Annotated in this window: 19 protein-coding genes; 7 read left to right on the top strand and 12 right to left on the bottom strand. The window is 62.5% G+C overall.

Annotated elements, in window-relative coordinates; translation table 11 throughout:
- Positions 1–2: 2 nt before the first annotated feature.
- Positions 3–1370 (bottom strand): GTPase/DUF3482 domain-containing protein, encoded by a 1368-nt coding sequence (locus Q8O69_RS00995; protein ID WP_305589035.1) that lies wholly within the window; start codon positions 1368–1370, stop codon positions 3–5.
- A gap of 96 nt (positions 1371–1466) precedes the next feature.
- Positions 1467–2861, bottom strand: a complete 1395-nt coding sequence (locus Q8O69_RS01000; RefSeq protein WP_305589036.1) for a DUF2868 domain-containing protein — start codon at positions 2859–2861, stop codon at positions 1467–1469.
- Between the two features lie 171 nt (positions 2862–3032).
- Here Q8O69_RS01000 and Q8O69_RS01005 point away from each other — a divergent pair, with 171 nt between their 5' ends.
- From Q8O69_RS01005 to Q8O69_RS01015, 3 genes are all read left to right on the top strand, one after another.
- Positions 3033–4208 carry a diguanylate cyclase gene (locus tag Q8O69_RS01005; protein ID WP_305589037.1) on the top strand — a complete coding sequence of 392 codons (1176 nt, stop codon included), beginning with the start codon at positions 3033–3035 and terminating at the stop codon, positions 4206–4208.
- A gap of 64 nt (positions 4209–4272) precedes the next feature.
- Positions 4273–4785, top strand: a complete 513-nt coding sequence (locus Q8O69_RS01010) for a dihydrofolate reductase (protein WP_305589038.1) — start codon at positions 4273–4275, stop codon at positions 4783–4785.
- A gap of 157 nt (positions 4786–4942) precedes the next feature.
- On the top strand, positions 4943–5590 hold the full coding sequence (locus Q8O69_RS01015; RefSeq protein ID WP_305589039.1) for a YitT family protein: 648 nt from the start codon (positions 4943–4945) through the stop codon (positions 5588–5590).
- A gap of 49 nt (positions 5591–5639) precedes the next feature.
- Here the strand turns inward: Q8O69_RS01015 and ilvD are convergent, their stop codons facing one another.
- The 7 genes from ilvD to Q8O69_RS01050 all read right to left on the bottom strand — a co-directional run bounded on the left by ilvD (position 5640) and on the right by Q8O69_RS01050 (position 15214).
- A complete protein-coding gene (ilvD, locus tag Q8O69_RS01020; RefSeq protein WP_305589040.1) occupies positions 5640–7487 on the bottom strand; it encodes a dihydroxy-acid dehydratase in 1848 nt (615 codons plus the stop codon).
- 265 nt (positions 7488–7752) lie between these two features.
- Entirely contained in the window at positions 7753–9099 is a 1347-nt protein-coding gene (gene mgtE / locus Q8O69_RS01025) for a magnesium transporter (RefSeq protein WP_305589041.1), read from the bottom strand.
- A gap of 278 nt (positions 9100–9377) precedes the next feature.
- On the bottom strand, positions 9378–10232 hold the full coding sequence (locus tag Q8O69_RS01030) for an ABC transporter permease (protein WP_305589042.1): 855 nt from the start codon (positions 10230–10232) through the stop codon (positions 9378–9380).
- Positions 10233–10242: 10 nt separating this feature from the next.
- Positions 10243–11475, bottom strand: a complete 1233-nt coding sequence (locus tag Q8O69_RS01035; RefSeq protein ID WP_305589043.1) for an ABC transporter permease — start codon at positions 11473–11475, stop codon at positions 10243–10245.
- Between the two features lie 54 nt (positions 11476–11529).
- The gene (locus Q8O69_RS01040) at positions 11530–12603 is read right to left on the bottom strand and encodes an ABC transporter substrate-binding protein (protein WP_305589044.1); all 1074 of its coding nucleotides are present in this window, start codon (positions 12601–12603) and stop codon (positions 11530–11532) included.
- 26 nt (positions 12604–12629) lie between these two features.
- Positions 12630–13742, bottom strand: coding sequence for an ABC transporter ATP-binding protein (locus tag Q8O69_RS01045; RefSeq protein WP_275960344.1), 1113 nt, complete (start codon positions 13740–13742; stop codon positions 12630–12632).
- 275 nt (positions 13743–14017) lie between these two features.
- Positions 14018–15214, bottom strand: a complete 1197-nt coding sequence (locus Q8O69_RS01050) for a class I SAM-dependent rRNA methyltransferase (RefSeq protein WP_275960345.1) — start codon at positions 15212–15214, stop codon at positions 14018–14020.
- 185 nt (positions 15215–15399) lie between these two features.
- Between Q8O69_RS01050 and Q8O69_RS01055 the strand changes: the two genes are divergently transcribed.
- The 4 genes from Q8O69_RS01055 (at position 15400) to Q8O69_RS01070 (ending at position 18170) form a co-directional block, all read left to right on the top strand.
- Entirely contained in the window at positions 15400–16212 is an 813-nt protein-coding gene (locus Q8O69_RS01055) for an HDOD domain-containing protein (RefSeq protein WP_305589116.1), read from the top strand.
- Positions 16213–16286: 74 nt separating this feature from the next.
- On the top strand, positions 16287–17099 hold the full coding sequence (gene mutM / locus Q8O69_RS01060) for a bifunctional DNA-formamidopyrimidine glycosylase/DNA-(apurinic or apyrimidinic site) lyase (RefSeq protein WP_305589046.1): 813 nt from the start codon (positions 16287–16289) through the stop codon (positions 17097–17099).
- Positions 17100–17176: 77 nt separating this feature from the next.
- On the top strand, positions 17177–17755 hold the full coding sequence (locus Q8O69_RS01065) for a lysophospholipid acyltransferase family protein (RefSeq protein WP_305589118.1): 579 nt from the start codon (positions 17177–17179) through the stop codon (positions 17753–17755).
- 76 nt (positions 17756–17831) lie between these two features.
- Positions 17832–18170, top strand: coding sequence for a multidrug transporter (locus tag Q8O69_RS01070; RefSeq protein WP_090380255.1), 339 nt, complete (start codon positions 17832–17834; stop codon positions 18168–18170).
- Positions 18171–18252: 82 nt separating this feature from the next.
- Here Q8O69_RS01070 and ggt read toward each other — a convergent pair whose 3' ends face one another.
- From ggt to coaD, 3 genes are all read right to left on the bottom strand, one after another.
- Positions 18253–19965, bottom strand: coding sequence for a gamma-glutamyltransferase (gene ggt / locus Q8O69_RS01075; protein ID WP_371136030.1), 1713 nt, complete (start codon positions 19963–19965; stop codon positions 18253–18255).
- Positions 19962–20213, bottom strand: a complete 252-nt coding sequence (locus Q8O69_RS01080; RefSeq protein WP_090250215.1) for a YfhL family 4Fe-4S dicluster ferredoxin — start codon at positions 20211–20213, stop codon at positions 19962–19964. Before Q8O69_RS01080 ends, ggt begins: the two co-directional genes overlap by 4 nt.
- A 108-nt stretch (positions 20214–20321) precedes the next feature.
- Positions 20322–20801, bottom strand: coding sequence for a pantetheine-phosphate adenylyltransferase (gene coaD / locus Q8O69_RS01085; protein ID WP_160013623.1), 480 nt, complete (start codon positions 20799–20801; stop codon positions 20322–20324).
- Positions 20802–20867: the final 66 nt, after the last annotated feature.

The raw sequence follows: 20867 nt of genomic DNA on the forward strand, positions 1-20867 counted from the left end.
AGCTAGAGCAACTCCGCCGCCAACTGCTGCACCTGTTCCTGGCGTTCGCCATCTTCCAGCTGCGCGCCAGGGTTGAGTGACGACCATTCGGGATGTGCGCGGGCTTTGTGCAGGGCCTCCGGCAGTTTGCCTTCGCGCCAGCTGGCGTCCTGTGGAGTGTTCAGGCTGATGGCCTCGACGGCGGCATGGCCGCGGGCTTCCAGCGCTTGCAGTAGCAGCTGTTGACGCAGCGCGAGCAGGCGCAGCACGGCGTCGTCCACGGTCAGCTCGCGCTGGCCCTTGAGCTTGCCTTTCAGCCGCGCACCATAGCCGCGCAGGGTCTGCGCGCTGCCGCCGAGCACGGCACCGATAAGCGCCGCCGCGCCAAGGGTAATGCCACCGACCAGCAGATCGACGCCGACCCCGGTGGCCGCGCCCGCCGCCATGCCACCGCCGATATTGATGCCGAGTTGTTTGAGGGTTTCCGGGTTGAACAGATCGTCACCCCAGCGGCCACCGAGCAAGGGTAGGTCGCCGGCCTTGGCGTCGTTCTGACGGAAGGCGTACAGGCGCAGCAGGGCTTCCACGCAGCGTTGTTCGCGTTGGCGAATGGTTTGATGCAGGTCGCGGATGGCGCCTTGTTCCAGCACGGCTTGCGCCGCCACGCTACGGCGGCAGGCGGCGCAGTCGAGCAGCAGTTCGGCAATCAGTCGCGCGCCGCTGCTTTTGCGCAATTGGCGTTGCGCCAGGTGATCGTCGATCAGCCGTTGCAGTTGCGGGCGGGCTTTTTCCTGCAGCAGCGCCAGGCTGTCATACAGGCGGCGCTCGCCATCTAGCGGTGGCGCCACGCTGTCGAAACACACCAGGGCATGCAGGCCGAGGCGGGCGAGGGCATCGCGCCAGTCCTGCTCGCGGTGTTGGCTGCTGCTGACGAAGTTCAGCACCGGCAACAATGGCCGGCCGCACATGCTCAACACAGCCAGCTCATCACGGTATTTGGCCAGCACCGGTTCGCGGGCATCGATCACGTAGAGGCCGGCATCCGAGGCCAGCAGCTGGCGCAGTACCTTGGCTTCCTGTTCGAAACGCTGGCGCGCTTCGCTGCCTTCGAGAAAGCGCGCCAGCCGTGCTGGGCCATCCAGGCGTTCGCCGGGGCGATCCAGGCGTTCCAGATAGTCCAGCAGGGCGATGGCGTCTTCCAGGCCGGGGGTGTCGTACAGCTCCAGCAGCGCCTGGCCATCCACCGACAGTCGTGCGCCTTCGACGTGGCGAGTGGTGCTGGGGCGATGGGACACCTCGCCGAAGCCGACGTCGCGGGTCAGGGTGCGCAGCAGCGAGGTCTTGCCGACATTGGTGTGGCCGACCACGGCCAGCTTGAGCGGGCTGTTCATGACAGACCTCCAGTAGCCCGGATAAGCCTTGGCGTAATCCGGGGCCATGGTTCACCGGATTGCGCTGCGCTTATCCGGGCTACGAAGTGATCGATGTCAGTCATGGCCATGCTCCAGCCAGCTAAACGGCGCACTGCCGCTGTAGCTGAGCTGCAATTGTTCCAGTGCGCGGTGCCAGTCGCCCAGGCGGGCGCTGTCCAGTGCTTCACCGGGCGGCGGTGGCAGCAGCCAGATCCGTGTGGCGCTGGCCGTGCGTGCCAGTTCACCGAGCAGTGCCAGGCTGCCCCGGTCCGGCGAGCGGCGTGGGTCGCAGGCGATCAGCAGGCGCGCCGGCGGGAAGCGGTTGAGCTGGTCGAGCAGCTGATTGCGCTGCTCGCGGCTGTCGATCACCCCGGCATCGCCGATGCCCTTGGGTAGAGCGGGTGGCCAGTTGCGCTGCGGGTCCAGTTCGACTGCTACCAATAACGCGCCCTGGCTGCCTTCGCTGTGGTTGCCAGCCTGCGGTTGATGCAGCTGCGTTGGCGCTGCATCGAACACGCCGAGGCGTTCGCTACTCGGTTGCAGGCGTTCGCGCAGCAGGCTGTAGCCAGGCAAGCTGAGATCCAGGCTTAGTGCGGCGCAACCGCGGCGCCAGCGCCATAGGCAGAGCAGCAGCAGGCCCAGGCGCGGCAGTATGCCGTAGACCACCAATACGCCGACCAACCAGCCGGCCCAGCTCAGCCGCGCGCTTTCGTTGGCCAGGGCGCTGTCGCCGCTGGCGCGGATCAGTTCAGCATCCGGCAGGCTGAAACCGAGCAGCGCCGGCAGGCTGCCGATGGCCTGAATCATGGCGATAAAGCTGTCGCCGCCGAGCAGGGTGCTTTCCCAGACAAAGCCGTAACGGCGGGTGGCCAACAGGGCCAGCAGGGTCAGCAGGGCGGTGATTAAGGTCAGCAGCCAGAAACCCTGCACCAGTACGCCCAGCCCCCAGCGACTGAGGCGCTGGCGTTGCAACATCAGCAGCAGGGCGGGTGCCAGTTGTGCGGCCTGGGCATCACGGGCAAGTTTGGCGCTCAGCCATAACCACAGATGGCCGAGGGCGCCCGCGCTGTCGCGGCTTAGCAGCAGGCCCAGTGCCCAACCCAGCAGCAGGAGCAGGTTCAGCCCGAGCAGACTGCCCAGGGCCCAGAACACATTGACCGGACGCAGGCCATCGCCCAATGCCGCCACCGCCAGGCCGCTGCCGCTAAGGATGGCCAGCAATACCAGCAGCAGCCCGGCCAGGCGTGCGCCCTGTAGCCAGTGCTGCAGCGCTTGCACCTGGCCGTCGCGCTCGCCCAGCCACCAGGCGCGGGTCTGGATGCGTTCGTCGAGTGCGCCACCTTGGGCCTGGGCGCGGCGGTTGGCTTCGCTGTCCTCCAGCGGGCCAGCATGCTCCTCGCGCAGGCGGATGCTTTCACTGAGCCAGAGGCGTTGCAGGCGGTTGGGCGTGGGGTGGTCGAGTGGGCTCACGCGGTGTTCCATAAACGAGTGGAAAGCAGAGCATAACCGCAGCGGCCGGCACATGGCACAGCGCTGCGCGCGTGTACTCCTGTGGCCAGTCCGGCTAGGCTGCTGGTAGTGGGCGGCCGGGTGTCTCGGTCAGCAGCCGCTGAACACATAACAATAAAAGCGAGTGCCATCGTGAAGTTACCGCATCTGGAGTGGGTCAATCAGGATTCGCCGTACCTGCGTCAGCATCAGCAGGGCTTTCGCGCGCTGAGTTTTGACGATGAACTGGAGCAGGCGTTCAAGCGTTATCACGCCAACGTGTTCCTGCGGCGTATGCGCTGGTCATTGCTGGTGGCGACGCTGCTGGCGTTGCTGTTTGTGCTGCTGGATGCGATAAATCTGCCGGACCCACTGCGCGGTCGGATACTCGCCCTGCGCCTGGGGATAATCCAGCCGATGCTGCTGCTGGCCTGGCTGGCCACCTATCGACCGGGCTTGCGTGATCACCTGCAGCTGATCGGCGGCATTGTGGCGCTGCTCTCCGGCCTCGCGGTGGCGGGCATCATCGGCTTGGCCCGTTATCACAGCTTTGCCTTGCCCTATGAGGGCATCATCCTGGTTACGGTGTTCTTCTACTTTCTCACCGGTCTGCGTTTTGCCACCGCCGTGCTGTGCGGCTGGGGGACCTTCGTGGCATATCTGGCGGTGGAGTTGAGCATCGGCCTGGCGGGCGAGGCGCTGCTGAACAATGCCTTGTTTCTCGCCCTGGCCAATGTCATTGGCTCGGTGGGCTGCTATTCCCTGGAATATGCCACGCGGCAGAATTTCCTCGCCCATGGCCTGCTGCAGGACCTGGCTGAGAAGGATTTCCTCACCGGGCTGCTCAATCGTCGCGCCTTTACCGAGCGTGCCGAGCGCAGCTGGCGCCAGGCGCAGCGGGAAAAGCAGGCCCTGGGCGTGGTGATGATGGATGTCGACTTCTTCAAGCGTTACAACGACCACTATGGCCACGCGGCCGGTGACGAGGCGTTGCGCCAGGTGGCCCGGGTGATCGGCGAGCATGCCCGGCGGCCGCTGGATTGTGCGGCGCGTTATGGCGGCGAGGAGTTTGTCGGCGTCTGGTATGGCCTGGATGAAGCGCAACTGCTGGCGATTCTGCAGGACATCCGCAGCGCCATCGAAGCCCTGGGCCTGACGCATGCCCATTCGGATGCCGCCGGCGTGGTTACGCTGAGCATCGGCATGGCCTACCTCACGCCACAGCCGCATCAGAGCCTGGGCGATGCCCTGCGCCTGGCGGATGTCGCGCTCTACCTGGCCAAGGAACAGGGACGCAACCGTGTGGTGGGCAAGCGTCAGGATGGTTAAGGGTACTGAGCCGGTTCTGAGGCAAGGCTTCAATGATCGCCACGCAGACGGTATTCTCGCGCCTATGAAAAATTCCCTGCCTCTCTGCATGATCGCCGCCCTCGCGGAAAACCGCGTGATCGGCCGCGATAACCAACTGCCCTGGCATTTGCCGGCGGATCTCAAGCACTTCAAGGCGCTGACTCTGGGCAAGCCGATCATCATGGGTCGCAAGACCTGGGATTCCCTCGGCCGGCCCTTGCCGGGTCGGCTTAATCTGGTGGTCAGCCGTCAACCCGGTTTGCAGCTGGAAGGCGCGGAAGTGTTCGCCAGCCTCGACGCTGCGCTCGAACGTGCCGAGGCCTGGGCGCGCGAAGAAGATGCCGAGGAGCTGATGCTGATTGGCGGCGCACAGTTGTACGAATTGGGCCTGGCCCAGGCCGACCGTCTATACCTGACCCGCGTCGGTATCAGTCCCCAGGGCGATGCCTACTTCCCCGAAGTGGCCGATGCTGACTGGCACCTGTCTTCCGCCATCGAACACCCGGAAGGGCTGGAAACGCCGGGCTATGTGTTTGAGGTGTGGGATCGCAAATAGCCCGTACGGGCTGAGTTTTTCCGCGCTGCATTGATCTCCGCCAGAGTGGGCGCCGATAGGGCGTGCCACTCTGCGCGTCGTTGTTGCGTAGCGTTAACGCATGCTTTGCTGGCCGCTACGCTGTCTATTGTTGTTTTCCCTCTACAGGTTGTTCCCCATGCATGACGCTGATGCCGATCACGCCGAGCCGGATCGTATTGCTGCGATCTTTATTCGCCATCCACTTTGGGAGGATGGTCTGGCGCTGCTGCTGGGTACGGCCATGGTGGCGTTGGGGATCACCCTCTACAGCCAGGCAGGTCTGCTGACGGGCGGCACCGTTGGCTTGGCCTTTCTGATGAAGTACCTGCTCGGCTGGCCGTTCGGTCTGGTGTTCTTTCTGATCAATCTGCCGTTCTACGCCCTGGCCATCTGGCGCATGGGCTGGCCGTTCACTCTGCGCACCTTCTGCGCGGTGGGGCTCGTTTCGCTGCTGGCTGAACTGACGCCGCAGTGGATTGGCTTCACCCACCTGAACGTGGTGTATGCCGCGCTGTTCGGTGGTTTCGCCATGGGCCTGGGGTTGCTGATGCTGTTCCGTCACCGCGCCAGCCTGGGCGGGGTGAATATCCTCGCGCTGTACCTGCAGGAGCGTTTCGGCCTGCGTGCCGGCAAGGTGCAGATGGGCATAGACGTACTGATCGTACTGGGTGCGGTAATGGTCGTGCCGCTGGACAAGGTGGCGCTGTCGATCCTCGGCGCGCTTGCGCTGAATATGGTGCTGGCGATCAACCACCGCGCCGGGCGCTATATGGGCGTGAGCTAACAACAAAAAGCCCGGCACTAGGCCGGGCTTTTGTTTGCTGCGTGCTGGTTTACGGCATCAGTTTGTCCAGCATCGCCTTGTCGCGTACCGCGCCTTTATCGGCGCTGGTGGCGAGCAGGGCGTAGGCCTTGAGCGCTGTGGTGACTTTGCGCGGGCGCACTTCCACCGGCTTCCAGCCTTTCTTGTCCTGCTCGTGGCGGCGATGGGCGATTTCTTCATCGCTGACCAGCAGGTTGATGGTGCGGTTGGGGATGTCGATCAGCACCTTGTCGCCGTCACGCACCAGGCCGATTGCACCGCCTGCAGCCGCTTCCGGTGAAACGTGGCCGATCGACAGGCCCGAGGTGCCGCCGGAGAAGCGGCCGTCGGTGAGCAGGGCGCAGGCTTTGCCCAGGCCTTTGGATTTCAGGTACGAGGTTGGGTAGAGCATTTCCTGCATGCCTGGGCCGCCTTTCGGGCCTTCGTAGCGGATGATGACGATGTCACCAGCCTGCACTTCGTCGGCGAGGATGCCGCGCACGGCGCTGTCCTGGCTTTCGAAGATTTTCGCGCTGCCTTCGAAAACGTGGATCGACTCATCGACGCCGGCGGTTTTCACCACGCAGCCGTCGAGGGCGATGTTGCCGTAGAGCACTGCCAGGCCGCCTTCTTGCGAGTACGCATGCTCGACGCTGCGGATACAGCCGTTTTCACGGTCGTCATCCACCGTATCCCAGCGGGTGCTCTGGCTGAATGCGGTCTGGGTCGGGATGCCGGCCGGGCCCGCACGGAAGAAGGTGTGCACGGCTTCATCGTCGGTCTGGGTGATGTCCCATTTGGCAATGGCTTCGGCCATGGACTTGCTGTGTACGGTCGGCAGGTCGGTGTGCAGCAGGCCGCCACGGGCCAGGGAGCCAAGGATGGAGAAGATGCCGCCGGCGCGGTGCACGTCTTCCATATGGTACTTCTGGATGTTCGGTGCGACTTTGCACAGCTGCGGCACTTTGCGCGACAGGCGGTCGATGTCGCGCAGGTCGAAATCGACTTCGCCTTCCTGTGCGGCGGCCAGCAGGTGCAGGATGGTGTTGGTTGAGCCACCCATGGCGATGTCCAGGGTCATGGCGTTTTCGAACGCCTTGAAGTTGGCGATGTTGCGCGGCAGCACCGACTCGTCGCCTTCACCGTAATAGCGTTTGCACAGCTCGACGGCAGTGCGCCCGGCTTGCAGGAACAGCTGCTCGCGGTCGCTGTGGGTGGCCAGAGTCGAGCCGTTACCCGGTAGTGCCAGGCCAAGGGCTTCCATCAGGCAGTTCATCGAGTTGGCGGTGAACATGCCGGAGCAGCTGCCGCAGGTCGGGCAGGCGCTGCGCTCATATTCGGCAACTTTTTCGTCACTGGCCGAATCGTCGGCGGCGATCACCATGGCATCGACCAGATCCAGGCCGTGGCTGGCCAGCTTGGTTTTGCCAGCTTCCATCGGGCCGCCGGAAACGAAGATCACCGGGATATTCAGGCGCAGGGAGGCCAGCAGCATGCCGGGGGTGATCTTGTCGCAGTTACTGATGCAGACGATGGCGTCGGCGCAGTGGGCGTTGACCATATATTCGACGGAGTCGGCGATGATCTCGCGGCTCGGCAGCGAATAGAGCATGCCGTCATGGCCCATGGCGATGCCGTCATCGACTGCGATGGTGTTGAATTCCTTGGCCACGCCGCCGTGTTTCTCGATCTCGCGGGCCACCAGCTGGCCCATGTCCTTCAGGTGTACGTGGCCGGGCACGAACTGGGTGAAGGAGTTGGCGATGGCGATGATCGGCTTCTTGAAGTCTTCGTCCTTCATCCCGGTGGCACGCCACAAGGCGCGAGCGCCGGCCATATTGCGGCCGTGGGTGGAGGTCTTCGAGCGGTAATCAGGCATGGCGATAAATCCTGCAAAGGCTATTCAGGTCACGCGTGCACAGGCGAGGGCGCTGTGCGGGCAACGGGCTGTTGGTGCGTATGTTGAGCCGGGTTCAGGCCCAAGGCAAACGCAAGTGCGCATCTACCGGGCCGGGGCGCTGCCTGGCGCGGGGTGGGCGCTGGCGTGGCTGGGCTACAAGGTCTGCCTGGATAGGGCAGGAGAGCGCCGATTCTAATCCTTCGGCGCGCTCGCAAGGAAGGCCGGTATGCCCAGCGGTGTGGGCTCAGTTCAGGCTCAGCACCTGGCTGGCGATGGCGAAGTACACCAGTACGCCCGAGGCGTCGGCGATTGAGGTGATCAGCGGGGCGCTGGCGGTGGCGGGATCGAGGCCCAGGCGGTGCAGCACGAAGGGCAGGCTCATGCCGATCAGGCTGCCGACTATGACAATCACCACCATGCTGCTGGCGACCACCAGGGCGATCTCCGGGCCGCCGCGTAGCAGGCCGAGCAGGGACACGGCAACAGCCATGGTGATGCCCAGCGCCAGGGCTACCAGGCATTCGCGGCGCAGCAAGCCGAGCCAGTCACGCAGCACCACCTCGCCAGTGGCCAGGGCGCGGACCATCAGGGTGGCCGATTGCGAGCCGGCGTTGCCGCCACTGTCGACCAGCAGCGGGAGGAAGAACACCAGGGCAATATTGGCCGCGATCACGTCTTCAAAGGCGGCGATGCCGGCCCCGGAAAACAGGTTGCCGAACACCAGCAATACCAGCCAGAACACCCGCTTGCGGTAGAGCAGGCTGATGCTGGCGTCCTTCAGGTTGCCGATCAGGGTGCTGACGCCCGCGCCTTTGTGGAAATCCACCGTGGCTTCTGCGGTTACCACATCCATGGCGTCGTCGTAGGTGACGATGCCCACCAGTTGCGCGCCGCCATTGGTGATCGGTAGCGCCAGCAGGTCATAGCGCTCGATCAGTTTGGCCACCTGCTCCTGGGGCGTGTTGACCTGGGCGCTGATCACCTCGCGCACCATTAGCTGGCTGATCGGTGTGTCGGCCGGTGCGAGGATCAGCTGGCGCAGTGACACGGTGCCGAGCAGCCGTCGCTGGTTGTCGATGACATAGCTCTGGTACAGGGTTTCCGCATCCGGCGCACCCAGGCGCAAGGCGTCGATGGCTTGGTCTACGCGCATATCCGCGCTCAGGGTGGCGTAGGCCGAGGTCATCAGCGCACCTGCGCAGCCTTCGGGGTACTCGGCCAGTTTGCACAGGTCTTCGCGTTCAGCCTGGGCCAGGGCCGGTAGCAAGGTGGCGCGCAATTCGTCATCCATCTGGTTGAACAGGTCGGCACGCTCGTCGGCAGACATAGCGGCGACCAGTTCCACCAGTTCAGCACGCTGCAGGTGGTGGCTGAGGGCCAGTTGCTGGGGCGTGGCGCAGTAGCCGAAGACATCGGCGCGACGCTTGGCCGGCAATTGCTCGAGTACGCGCCAGGCCAGGTGGGTTTCCAGCAGATCGAGGGTGTCAGCGAGGTCGGCCGGCTGCAGGCTGTGCACGGCCGCCAGGGCGCTGCTTAGGTCGTTCTGCTGCAGGGCGACGCGCAGGTTTTGCGCAAGGGTGAAGACATTCATTGTTGCTCTCCTGGGCACACGCCATGCGCGCCTGGAGAGCCGTGATCAGAACGTGCTGATACGGGCCTGCAGACGTGCCGTTGACGGGTACGCCGGTTGCCAAGTTGTAGCCACTAAGGGGCAATAACTGGGAAGGTCCATTAAGGTCTGATCTCTGATACCGCTTATGCGGCGGCGCGATGGTAGGCAGCGAGAGGTGGTCGGTCAACCGACTGGAGAGGCTTTGGCGCAGTCGTTCAGGTCAGGTTCAGCTGGCCTGAACGACGCAGGGGCAGAGGCTATTCGATCAGCTCGATCCCGCGCATGCGCTCGGCGCGGCGGCGCAGCAGTTCGATGGTCACCAGCAGGGCGATAGACACCAAGATCAGCAGGGTGGCGATGGCCAAGATGCTCGGGTTGATCTGCTCGCGCAGGCCCGAAAACATCTGCCGGGGGATGGTGCGTTGTTGTGGGCCGGCCATAAACAGGATCACCACCACCTCATCGAACGAGGTGATAAAGGCGAACAGCGCGCCGGAAATCACCCCAGGGCGGATCAGCGGCATGATGATGTCGAAGAACACCCGCAGCGGCGTGGCGCCCAGGTTCAGCGCCGCGCGAGCCAGGCTGTAGTCGAAACCGGTGAGGGTGGCGGTCACGGTGATGATCACGAACGGCGTGCCCAGCGCGGCGTGGGCGATGATCACCCCGAGGTAGTTGCCGGCCAGACCCAGATCCGAATAGAAGAAGAACATCCCTGCGGCGGTAATGATCAGCGGCACGATCATCGGCGACAGCAGCAGCGCGGTGATCAGCCGGCGCATCGGCATATCATCGCGGGCCAGGCCGACCGCCGCGCAAGTACCGAGCACGGTGGCGATCAGGGTGGCGAAGATGCCGATCAGAAAGCTGTTCTTGATCGCCAGCAGCCACTTGTCGTCACTGAAGATGGCGCTGTACCAGCGCAGTGAATAGGCTTCGGGCTGCAGGGTGAGCATGCCTTCGGTAAAGCTGAAGAACGGCTCGACGTTGAATGACAGCGGGATGATCACCAGGATCGGCAGAATCAGAAACAGCAGCACCAGCCAGGAGCTGGTCTTCAAGAGCCAGGCGCCGAGGTGATGCCAGAAGCCGTAGTAGGCGGGAATCTTCATTGTCTGTTCCTTAGCCCAATTTGATATTGCTGGCGCCGACAAAACGGTCGTACAGCCAGTACAGCAGCAGGATCAGGCCGAGCAGCAGGGAGCCCAGCGCGGCGGCCAGTTCCCAGTTGTTCGAGCGCTGCATATGGAAGGCGATGATGTTGCTGATCATCTGCCCATCGGTGCCGCCTACCAGTGCCGGGGTGATGTAGTAGCCCACGGAAATGATGAACACCAGCAGCGCGCCGGCGCTCAGGCCCGGCAGGGTCATCGGGAAGTAGATGCGCAAGAACGCCGGAATCGGCCGCGCGCCCAGCGACAGCGCCGCGCGCAGGTAACTGGGGTCGATGCCGCGCATCACGCTGTACAGCGGCAGGATCATAAACGGCAGCAGGATATGGGTCATCGCCACCACCGTGGCGAACGAGGTGTAGAGCATCTCGATGGGTTGGCCGATTACGCCGATGCCGAGCAGGAAGGAGTTGATCACCCCGTTGGTCTGCAGCAGGGCGATCCAGGCCGTGGTGCGCACCAGCAGCGAGGTCCAGAACGGCAACAGCACCAGTACCAATAACAGGTTGGCGCGGTTCTCCGGCAGGCCAGCCAGGTAGTAGGCCAGCGGGTAGCCGAGCAACGCACAGAAGATGGTGATGACCAGCGCCATGGTCAGGGTCTTGCTGTATAGCTGCAGGTAGATCTGCGTGTCTTCGCGCACCTGAATGCCATGCTCGGGGTGCAGTTCCAGGTCGAGCGCGGTCAGGTAATAGTCATAGGTGTAGGGTTTGCCTGCGCGCTGGATGGCGTACCAGATTTCCGGCTTGCTCCAGTTGCGGTGCGACTTGAGCAGGATGTCGGCGCCTTCCTGCTGCAGTTGTGCATCTTGCAGTCGGCTGAGCTTGCGCGCGCTGGCCTTGACCACGCTGGACATGCCCGCCGAGGCGCGGTTGAACTCTTCGGCCAATTTGCCGGACTGGCGCTCTTTGGCCAGGCTATGCAGCTCCTGGGCGAATACGCTCAGGGTCTGTTGATCGGGTGTGGCTTTGCCGTCCCAGCGTTGCAACTCGTGCAGGGTCAGCGGAATCAGGGCGGCCACCGTCGGGTGATGGACGCTGCGCCAGAGCATGCTGGCAATCGGTGCGACGAAGGTCAGCAGGATAAACACCAGCAGCGGCACGACAAACAGAAAGGCGGTGAGGCGCTTCTTGTTGCGGGCACTGGAGGCTTGGCTGGCTTCGGTAGACGTAAGGGAGGACAAGGCGTTACTCCGAAAATCCTGACCCCTCTCCGGCAGGAGAGGGGTCATAGCGGGTTACTTCAACAGCCACTCGTTGAATTTCTCACCGAGGGATTCGCCATAGTCAGCCCAGAAGTCCGAACCGGCCTGGATGCCTTTGCTCAGGTGAGCGGTCGGCAGGTGCGGTGCGGCGCTTTGGTCAGCCAGCGGCATGGAGGATTTGCGGGTTGGGCCGTAAGCCACGTCCGGCATGCCGGCCAGTGGGGTGGAGCCAGTGGCGTAGGCAATGAACTTCAATGCCAGGTCCTTTTTCGGCGAGCCTTTGACGATTGCCCAGGCGTCGAGGTCGTAGACGTGGCCGTCCCAGACAATAACGAAGGGTTTGTTTTCCTGGCGGATGGCGTCATAGAAGCGGCCGTTGGCTGATTGCACCAGCACCGCGCCGCCATCGTTGAGCAGCTGTGGAGCCTGCGACCAGGAGTCGAACCAGACGATGTCCTTCTTGATAGTGTCCAGCTTGGCGAACGCGCGAGCCTGGCCTTCTGGGGTGGACAGCACGTCATAGACTTCGGCCGGTGGCACGCCATCAGCCAGCAGCGCCCATTCCATGTTCACCTGTGGGCGTTTGCGCAGGGCGCGCTTGCCGGCGATTTTGCTGGTGTCGAAGAAGTCGGTGATGCTCGCGGCCTTGGTGCCGCCGATGGTTTTCTCGTTGTAGGCGAACACCACCGACCAGACGATATTGCCGACCGCGCACTCACTGGCCAGGGCTTCGGGGATAAAGTCCTTCTCGGCCGGTACGCCGTCCACGCCTGGTGGCAGGATGTCACGCGGGATGCTTTCTAGCAGGCCTTCGGAGCAGGCGCGCTCAAGGTCGATCACCTCGAAGTCGACCACGTCCCATTGAATATTGCCGGACTCGACCTGGGCTTTGATCTCGGCCACACCGCCGGTGTAGTCCTCGAACAGCACCTTGTTGCCGGTGTCTTTCATAAACGGGTCGATTACGTGTTTCTGCTGGGCCGCGCCGTAGGCACCGCCCCATGACACCACGGTGAGAGTTTCCTGCGCGCTGGCGGCGAAACTTGCCGTGCCTAGCGCGGCAGCTAAAGCGAAGGTGGAAAAGCGGGTGGTCAGTGTTCTAGCCATTGCTGTGCTCCATTGCTTCTTATAGGTCAGGGGGTTGTTACGGGGCGATCCAGGGCCTGGCTGTCTTGCGGCAGCCAGGCCAGGGCGACTTCTTCCTTGGCACTGAGTTGCGGGGCGCTGCTGTCATTCATGTTCTTCACCACCAGCTCGGTGCCGTCGGCGGTTTCGAAGTGGTAGCGGATGTATTCGCCGACATAGTGGCGGGTGACGAAACGCGCCATCACCTGGTTGCCGGCGGCGCCCAGGCGGTCGGTAAAGGTGAGTTTTTCCGGGCGTATCGACACCGTGGTGGGCAGGCCGACTTCCGTGCAGTTGGCCTTCAGCGAATTGACCATGGCGCCGTCGTCCAGGCGCACTTCGACGGTCTCAGAACCGACCGATTCGATCACACCCTTGAGCTTGTTGCTCTCGCCGATAAAGTCGGCGACGAACAGGTTGGCCGGGCGCTCGTAGAGCACATGGGGCGGCGCGCATTGCTGAACGATGCCGTTATTGAACACGGCGATGCGGTCGCTCATGGTCAGGGCTTCGGTCTGGTCGTGGGTCACGTAGATCACGGTGAAGCCGAGCTGTTCGTGCAGGCGCTTGATCTCGAACTGCATCTGCTCGCGCAGCTTCTTGTCCAGGGCGCCGAGGGGTTCATCCATCAATACGATATCGGGGGCGAAGATCAGTGCGCGGGCCAGGGCCACACGCTGACGCTGGCCGCCGGAGAGCTGGCCGGGGAAGCGGTTGCCGAAATCCAGCAGCTCGACCAGCGACAAGTACTCGTCGACCTTAGCGCGAATTACTTCTTTGGGCTGCTTGCGGATTTTCAGCGGGTAGGCGAGGTTTTCGCGCAGGGTCATATGCGGAAACAGCGCGTACTGCTGGAACACCATGCCGATATTGCGCTGGTAGGGTGCGATGCTGGTGACCGAGCGGCCGTTGATCAGGATCTCGCCGCTGGTCACGTCCTCGAACCCGGCGAGCATCATCAGGCAGGTGGTTTTACCCGAGCCGGACGGGCCGAGCAGGGTGATAAATTCGCCCTTGGCCACATCCAGGTTGAAATCCTTGACCACTAGATTTTTGTGGTCGTAAGTCTTCTTGACGTTGGTGAATTGCAGGAACGGTTTGTCCCCAGCCAGGTCAGCCATACCCCTCCCCAAATGTGCTCTGAACAGACAGCAGCTTGTGGCCGTTATCTGAATGCTTGAATCCGCGCGCCCGTTTCTATGCTGTAACGGGTACTTGTTTGAATGTTCAAGTTACGCAAGCACTGTGCCAGGCAGCTGCGGCACATCGCGAGCGCTGCGGTGCTGGGGTCTAAGCCTAGTCCAGGCGCGGGGTTGCGCCAGGCGGGTGTGGGGAGTGGTAACAACGCGGGAGAGAAAGAAGCACCTGCCGACGCGCACTCGGCAGGTGCAGGTGCTCAGCTATTGGGCAGCAGGCGCACGGTCAGGCTCTTGATATAGCGGGTCTCGTTGATGGCCGGGTGTACCGGATGATCCGGGCCCTGGGCGCCGCGTTCGAGCAGCTGGATGTTGCGGTCCAGATGGCGCGCGCTGGTCAGCAGGATGTTCTGCAGGTTGTCTTCTTCCAGGTGCATGGAGCAGCTGGCGCTGATCAGGATGCCGTCCTTGTTGAGCAGGCGCATGGCCTGTTCATTAAGGCGGCGGTAGGCGCCTTCACCGTTCTTCTGGTCTTTCTTGCGTTTGATAAAGGCGGGTGGGTCGGCGACGATCACGTCGAAGCGTTCTTCCGCGGATTTCAGCTGTTTCAACGCCTCGAACACATCACCCTCTACGCAGGCGACCTGGTCGGTCAAACCGTTCAGCGCGGCGTTGCGCTCCACGCCGTCGAGGGCGAAGCCGGAGGCATCCACACACATCACGTCACTGGCACCAAAGGCCGCAGCCTGCACGCCCCAGCCGCCGATATAGCTGAACAGGTCGAGCACGCGCTTGCCTTTGACGTAGGGCGCCAGGCGCGCGCGGTTCATACGGTGGTCGTAGAACCAGCCGGTCTTCTGCCCTTCGATCACCGGGGCTTCAAACTTCACGCCGTTCTCTTCCAGGGCAACCCACTCCGGCACCACGCCGAACGGGGTTTCCACATAACGCGCCAGGCCTTCGGCATCGCGGGCGGCGGAGTCGTTCTTGAGCAGGATGCCGCTGGGTTTGCACACCTGAATCAGGGCTGCGAGCACGTCATCCTTATGGCGTTCCATGGTGGCGGAGGCCAGTTGCACCACCAGGATGTCGAAGAAACGGTCGACCACCAGGCCCGGCAGCAGGTCGGAGTCACCATACACCAGGCGGTAGCAAGGCTTGTCGAACAGTCGCTCGCGTAGCGACAGGGCCACATTGATACGGTGCACCAGCAGGGATTTGTCCAGCACGTGTTTGACATCACGCGACAGCAGGCGCGCGCAGATCAGGTTGTTCGGGCTCATCGCGACGACGCCTAGCGGCTTACCGCCGGTCGCCTCAAGGATCGCCTGGTCACCGGCAGCAAAGCCGCTGAGCGGGGTGGCGGCGACGTCGATTTCATTGCTGTAGACCCACAGATGGCCGGCGCGCAGGCGTCGATCGGCGTTGGCTTTCAGGCGCAGGCTGGGCAGGGACATGCTGGGGACTCCGAAAAAAGAGCGGAATTATAGCGGGTTCATAAGGGGTGCGTCGGTTACAAAAGTCGCCTGTGGAAGTGCCGAGGGTTTAGCTAGACTGTGGCTCACTTCTCATTCCGGTTGTCCCCGTCATGTCCCAAGAGCTTTCCGCCGAATATATCCAGCAAGTGCTGCAGGGCATCAGCGTGCCGCCGCAGCCGCAGATCATGGTGGATTTGCAGATGGAACAGGTGATGCCAAGCCCGGACCTGCGCGCCATCGCCAAGCTGATAGGGCAGGACCCGGGCCTTTCCGGCGCGTTGTTGAAACTGGTGAATTCGCCGTTTTTCGGCCTGACCAACCGCATCGCCTCGATCCAGCAGGCGGTCAACCTGCTGGGCTGCAACACGGTGATCAATCTGATCAATGCGCAGTCGATCCGTGGCGAACTGACTGATGAGGCCATCGTCACCCTCAACCGTTTCTGGGACACCGCCCAGGATGTGGCCATGACCTGCCTGACCCTGGCCAAGCGCATCGGCTATCACTCGCCGGATGAGGCTTACACCCTCGGTTTGTTCCACAACTGCGGCATCCCGCTGATGATCAAGCGCTTCCCCAATTACATGACGGTGCTGGAGGAGGCCTACGCCAGTGCCACCGGTGAGCGTCGTGTAGTGGACACCGAAAACCGCCTGCTCAATACCAACCACGCGGTGGTCGGCTATTTCACTGCCAAGTCCTGGAACCTGCCGCTGCATCTGTGCGAGGCGATTGCCAGCCACCACAACGCCCTGGCGATTTTCACCGAGGACTCCAGCCGCGATGCGCAGCTGAAAACCCTGCTGGCGATTTTGAAGATGGCCGAGCACATCTGTGAAAGTCATCTGGTGCTGGGTAATCAGCCGGATGACCATGAGTGGCAGAGCATCGAACAGCTGGTGCTGGAGTATGTCGGCCTGTCCGAATATGACTTCGAAAACCTACGCGAGAGCATTCGCGACCTTGGGGCGAACTAACAGGCTGCCTCGTCGCTGCGGGGCGATCCTGCTAAGGTAGGCGCCCGCTCGGATTGCTCAGCTGATCACTCGTTATGCCAGAACTTCCTGAAGTAGAAACCACTCGCCGCGGCATCGCGCCGTACCTTGAAGGCCAGCTTGTCAGCCGGGTGATCGTGCGTGAACGCCGCCTGCGCTGGCCGATCCCCGAAGACCTGGATATTCAGTTGTCCGGGCAGCGTATCGAGTGCGTCGAGCGGCGCGCCAAGTACCTGCTGATCAAGGCCGAAACCGGCAGTTTGATCAGCCATCTGGGCATGTCCGGTAGCCTGCGACTGGTCGAAGTGGGTTTGCCGGCGGCCAAGCATGAACATGTGGATATCGAGCTGGAATCCGGTTTGGCCCTGCGCTACACCGATCCACGGCGTTTCGGCGCGCTGCTGTGGAGCAGTGATCCGTTGAGCCATGTGCTGCTCAGCAAGCTGGGGCCGGAGCCGTTGACCGCGTTGTTCGATGGCGAGCGATTGTTCCAGCTGTCCCGTGGTCGAGCCATGGCGATCAAGCCCTTTATCATGGATAACGCCGTGGTGGTTGGGGTCGGCAATATCTACGCCAGCGAAGCGCTGTTTGCTGCTGGTATCGACCCGCGCCGAGAGGCTGGCTCGGTGTCGCGGGCGCGCTATCTGACGCTGGCGGATGAGATCAAGCGCATCCTCGCCCACGCCATCGAGCGCGGCGGCACCACCCTGCGTGACTTTGTCGGCGGCGATGGCCAGCCGGGGTATTTCCAGCAGGAACTGTTCGTCTACGGGCGCGGCGGTGAATTCTGCAAGCACTGCGGCAGCACCCTGCGCGAGGTCAAACTGGGCCAGCGCGCCAGCGTTTATTGTCCGCGCTGCCAACGCTAGGGATTTTTCGCCGGGCTAGATTTGGCCTGTCTGCCCGAACCGATTACACAACAATAAGAAAGACCGAGGTTTTTTTGATGTCCGGTAACTATCTGCCCCGCAACCCTCTGGCTGAGTGGGTCGGCCGTGTGGCGCTGAAACTGATGGGTTGGCGTATCGAAGGCCAGCTGCCGAAGCTCGACAAGTTTGTGGTGATCGGCGCGCACCACACCTCCAATTGGGACTTTGTGATTTTTATCGCAGTGAAATTCGTGCTGCGTCTAAATGCCCGCTGGTTTGGCAAGCACACAATCTTCCGCTGGCCCTTTGGTGCGCTGATGCGGCTGTGGGGTGGTATCGCCATCCGCCGCGAACGTCAGGGCAATACGGTTGAGCAGGCGGTGAGGGCCTTTAGCGAACATCAGCAGTTTATGCTGATCCTCTCGCCGGAAGGCACGCGCAAGAAGGTCGAACGCTGGAAGATGGGCTTTTATCACATCGCCCTCGGCGCAGGCGTACCTATTGTGCTGGGTGCGTTGGACTATCAGAACAAGCGGGTTTTTATCGGCCCGACCTTTACGCCGAGCGGGGATGAAACGGCCGATCTCAAGGAGATTCTGGCGTTTTACCGGCCCTTTATTCCGAAAAAACCTGAATACGCCTTTTATGGCGATTGACGGCCGTCACGCTGACAATTACCAATGCGCTGTTATAGTTAGTCTCACCGCCTCCTAATAGCTGAAGGATCGCCCCATGAAACTGTTCCGCTCAACCGCTGCTGCTCTGGCGCTGACCACTGGCCTGCTGGCGCTGCCGGCTTATGCTGACGTAGCGCAGCAGAACACTAGCGGCGACCCTCTTTATACGGCTAACGCACCCAAAGCCTTTTCGATGATTGGCGATCTGCTGATTGCCCGGCCATTGCTGATTGGCGCAACTGCCATCGGTGCTGTGGCATTTGTGGTGAGCCTGCCGTTCACGGCTGCTGGCGGCAATATTGGCGAAGCGGGCCATGCACTGGTCGTTGAGCCAGGCAAGGAAGCTTTTGTGCGCTGCCTGGGCTGCACCACCAGCGGTTACAAGCAGAACTGATTGCTTTATCTGCTTCTGGGCTGCCGCGCTGTTTGCTTTGGCAGCCCTGAGACGTTCTCATCAGGCGCGTCAGTGATCCGCATTACTGCGGTACAGCTGGAGTGACCACCGCAGTACCGATCCCGCGCGGATCGCTTGCCGCTGCAACCTTCCCGTCTTGTTTGTCCCAAAGCAGCACCTGCTGATTGCCGTATTGCCTGCCTGTTGATTTCAATTGATGCCCGAGCGCCTCTAGCGCCGTGATTTCTGCTGGGCTGAACGTATCCGGCTCATGCTCGATCAGGTCCGGACGGAACTGGTGGTGGTAGCGGGCGACGCTGGGCCAGCGCTTGATCGGTTGCTGATCCAGGTATTGCAGCATCGCCAGCAGCACCATGCTGGGAATCCTGCTGCCGCCCGGGGTGCCGAAGCTGGCGAAGTCTTCGGCGCTTTCGATAAAGCTTGGGCTCATGCTCGACAGCGGCCGTTTGCCGGCTGCAATGCTGTTGGCCTGGCTACCGCTTAGGCCGTAAGCATTGGCTCCTTGAACATCAGCGGCAAAGTCATCCATTTCATTGTTTAGCAGTACCCCGGTACCGGGTGCGGTAAAGGCGGCGCCGAACGGCAGGTTGACCGACAGGGTTGCGGCCACCGCATTGCCCTCGGTGTCGAGTACCGAGAAGTGGGTGGTGTGGTCGCCTTCCTGCCAGGTTTTGCTGGGTGGCAGGCTGTCGCTCGGCGTTGCGCGATGCAGGTCGATGCTGCTGGCCAGCTGTTTCAGGTAAGCAGGGGCCAGGAGTTGCTGCGCTGGGTTGCGCACAAAGCCGGGGTCGCCCAGCAGGCTACGATCCCGGTAGGCGCGACGCAGCGTCTCCACCACCAGGTGAGTGCGCTGCACGCTATCAGCCTGTTGCCAGGGCAGTTGCTGCAGCATCAGCAGGCTTTGTCCCAGGGCAATACCACCGGCTGACGGCGGTGGCGCGCTGATCAGCTCGCGACCCTGATCCAGCGGAACGCGCAGCGGCTGGCGTTCAACGATGCGGTAGTCGGCCAGGTCCTTGAGGGTCCAGATACCACCGGCATCACGCACTGCCTTGACCAGCTGTGCGGCCACCGTTCCGGCGTAGAAGCCCTGAAGGCCCTTTGTACCCAGCTGCTCCAGGGTGCGGGCCAGCTCCGGTTGGCGCAGCAGACCAAACTCTTCGGGTAATTCGCCTTTGTCGAGGAAGATTCTCGCGGTTTCTGGGTTCTGGCGTATGGCCTCGAGCCGCCAGCCGGCGCGTTCCCGGTAAACCCGGTCGATGCTGACGCCGCTGCGGGCCAGGCGAATGGCCGGCGCCAGTGAATCGCGTAGCGGTAGGCGGCCGAAGCGTTCGGCCAGTTCGACCAATGCAGCTGGCAGGCCAGGAATAGCCGCGGCCAGTGCGCCATTTAGCGAAAGATCTTTGCTGATCTCGCCGTCGACCCGGTACAGATCGGCATGGGCTGCTTGCGGGGCACGTTCGCGGGCATCGAGAAAACGGTAGGTCGGTGATTCGCCGGCTTCGCGCAGCAGAAAGAAACCGCCGCCGCCCAGCCCGGAGCCGTAGGGTTCGACCACCGCCAGGGCGGCGCTGATGGCCACGGCCGCATCAAAGGCATTTCCACCCAGGGCCAGGGTTTCCTGACCGGCTACGGTGGCGGCGGGGTGTGCGCTGGCAATAGCGATGCGTTCAGGCTGTGCTGCGGCATGCAGCTCAAGGGCGCAGAGTAGAGCAAGCGCACCGACTAGGGTGCGCCAGGGGTAATGGCCGCGGATCAGGCGGCCGGTCTTCATGCTTTGCCAGTAATGATCAGATACTTCTGCATCAACTCATCCTTGCTCTCGACATTGTTCTCATCGAGCGGGATGCAATCGACCGGACAGACCTGCTGGCACTGCGGCTCGTCATAGTGGCCGACGCATTCGGTGCACAGGTTGGGGTCGATCTCGTAAATCTCTTCGCCCTGGGAAATCGCAGCATTAGGGCATTCGGGTTCGCAGACGTCGCAGTTGATGCAATCGTCGGTGATGATCAGGGACATTACGCACTCCTGCTGCGCCCTCTTGGGTACAGCCATAAAACTTGGGGAAGCAATGCGCAAATTGTGCCGCATCGGGGCCGCGCATGCACGCGGCCATGCGGTAATGGCTCAGCGCTTGAAGCGTTCGGTCAGTGCGGCAGCCACGGCCGGATGCACGAAGTTGGAGATATCACCGCCCAGGGCGGCGATTTCGCGGACCAGGGTCGAGGAGATAAACGAGTACTTTTCCGACGGGGTGAGAAACAGGCTTTCCACATCCGGGGCCAGCTGGCGGTTCATATTGGCCAGTTGGAATTCGTATTCGAAGTCCGATACCGCGCGCAGGCCGCGCAGAAACACATTCGCGCCTTGTTCTTTGGCAAAGTGCGCCAGCAGGGTGGAGAAACCGACTACTTCAACGTTGGGCAGGTGCTGGGTAACTTCCCGGGCCAGCTCGACGCGTTGCTCCAGGCTGAACAGCGGGTTCTTCTTCGGGCTGGCGGCGACCGCAATGATCACGCTGTCGAACAGCCGCGCGGCACGCTCGACCAGGTCGCCGTGCCCCTTGGTGATGGGGTCGAAGGTGCCTGGGTATAACACTCGATTCATCGTGACGTCCTGGCGGGTCCGTTGGGGAGTCGGATGGTAGCGCAGCGCATCCCCGTGGCCAAGTCG

Origin of the sequence: Pseudomonas sp., assembly GCF_030690725.1 — a bacterium.
Lineage (GTDB): Bacteria > Pseudomonadota > Gammaproteobacteria > Pseudomonadales > Pseudomonadaceae > Aquipseudomonas.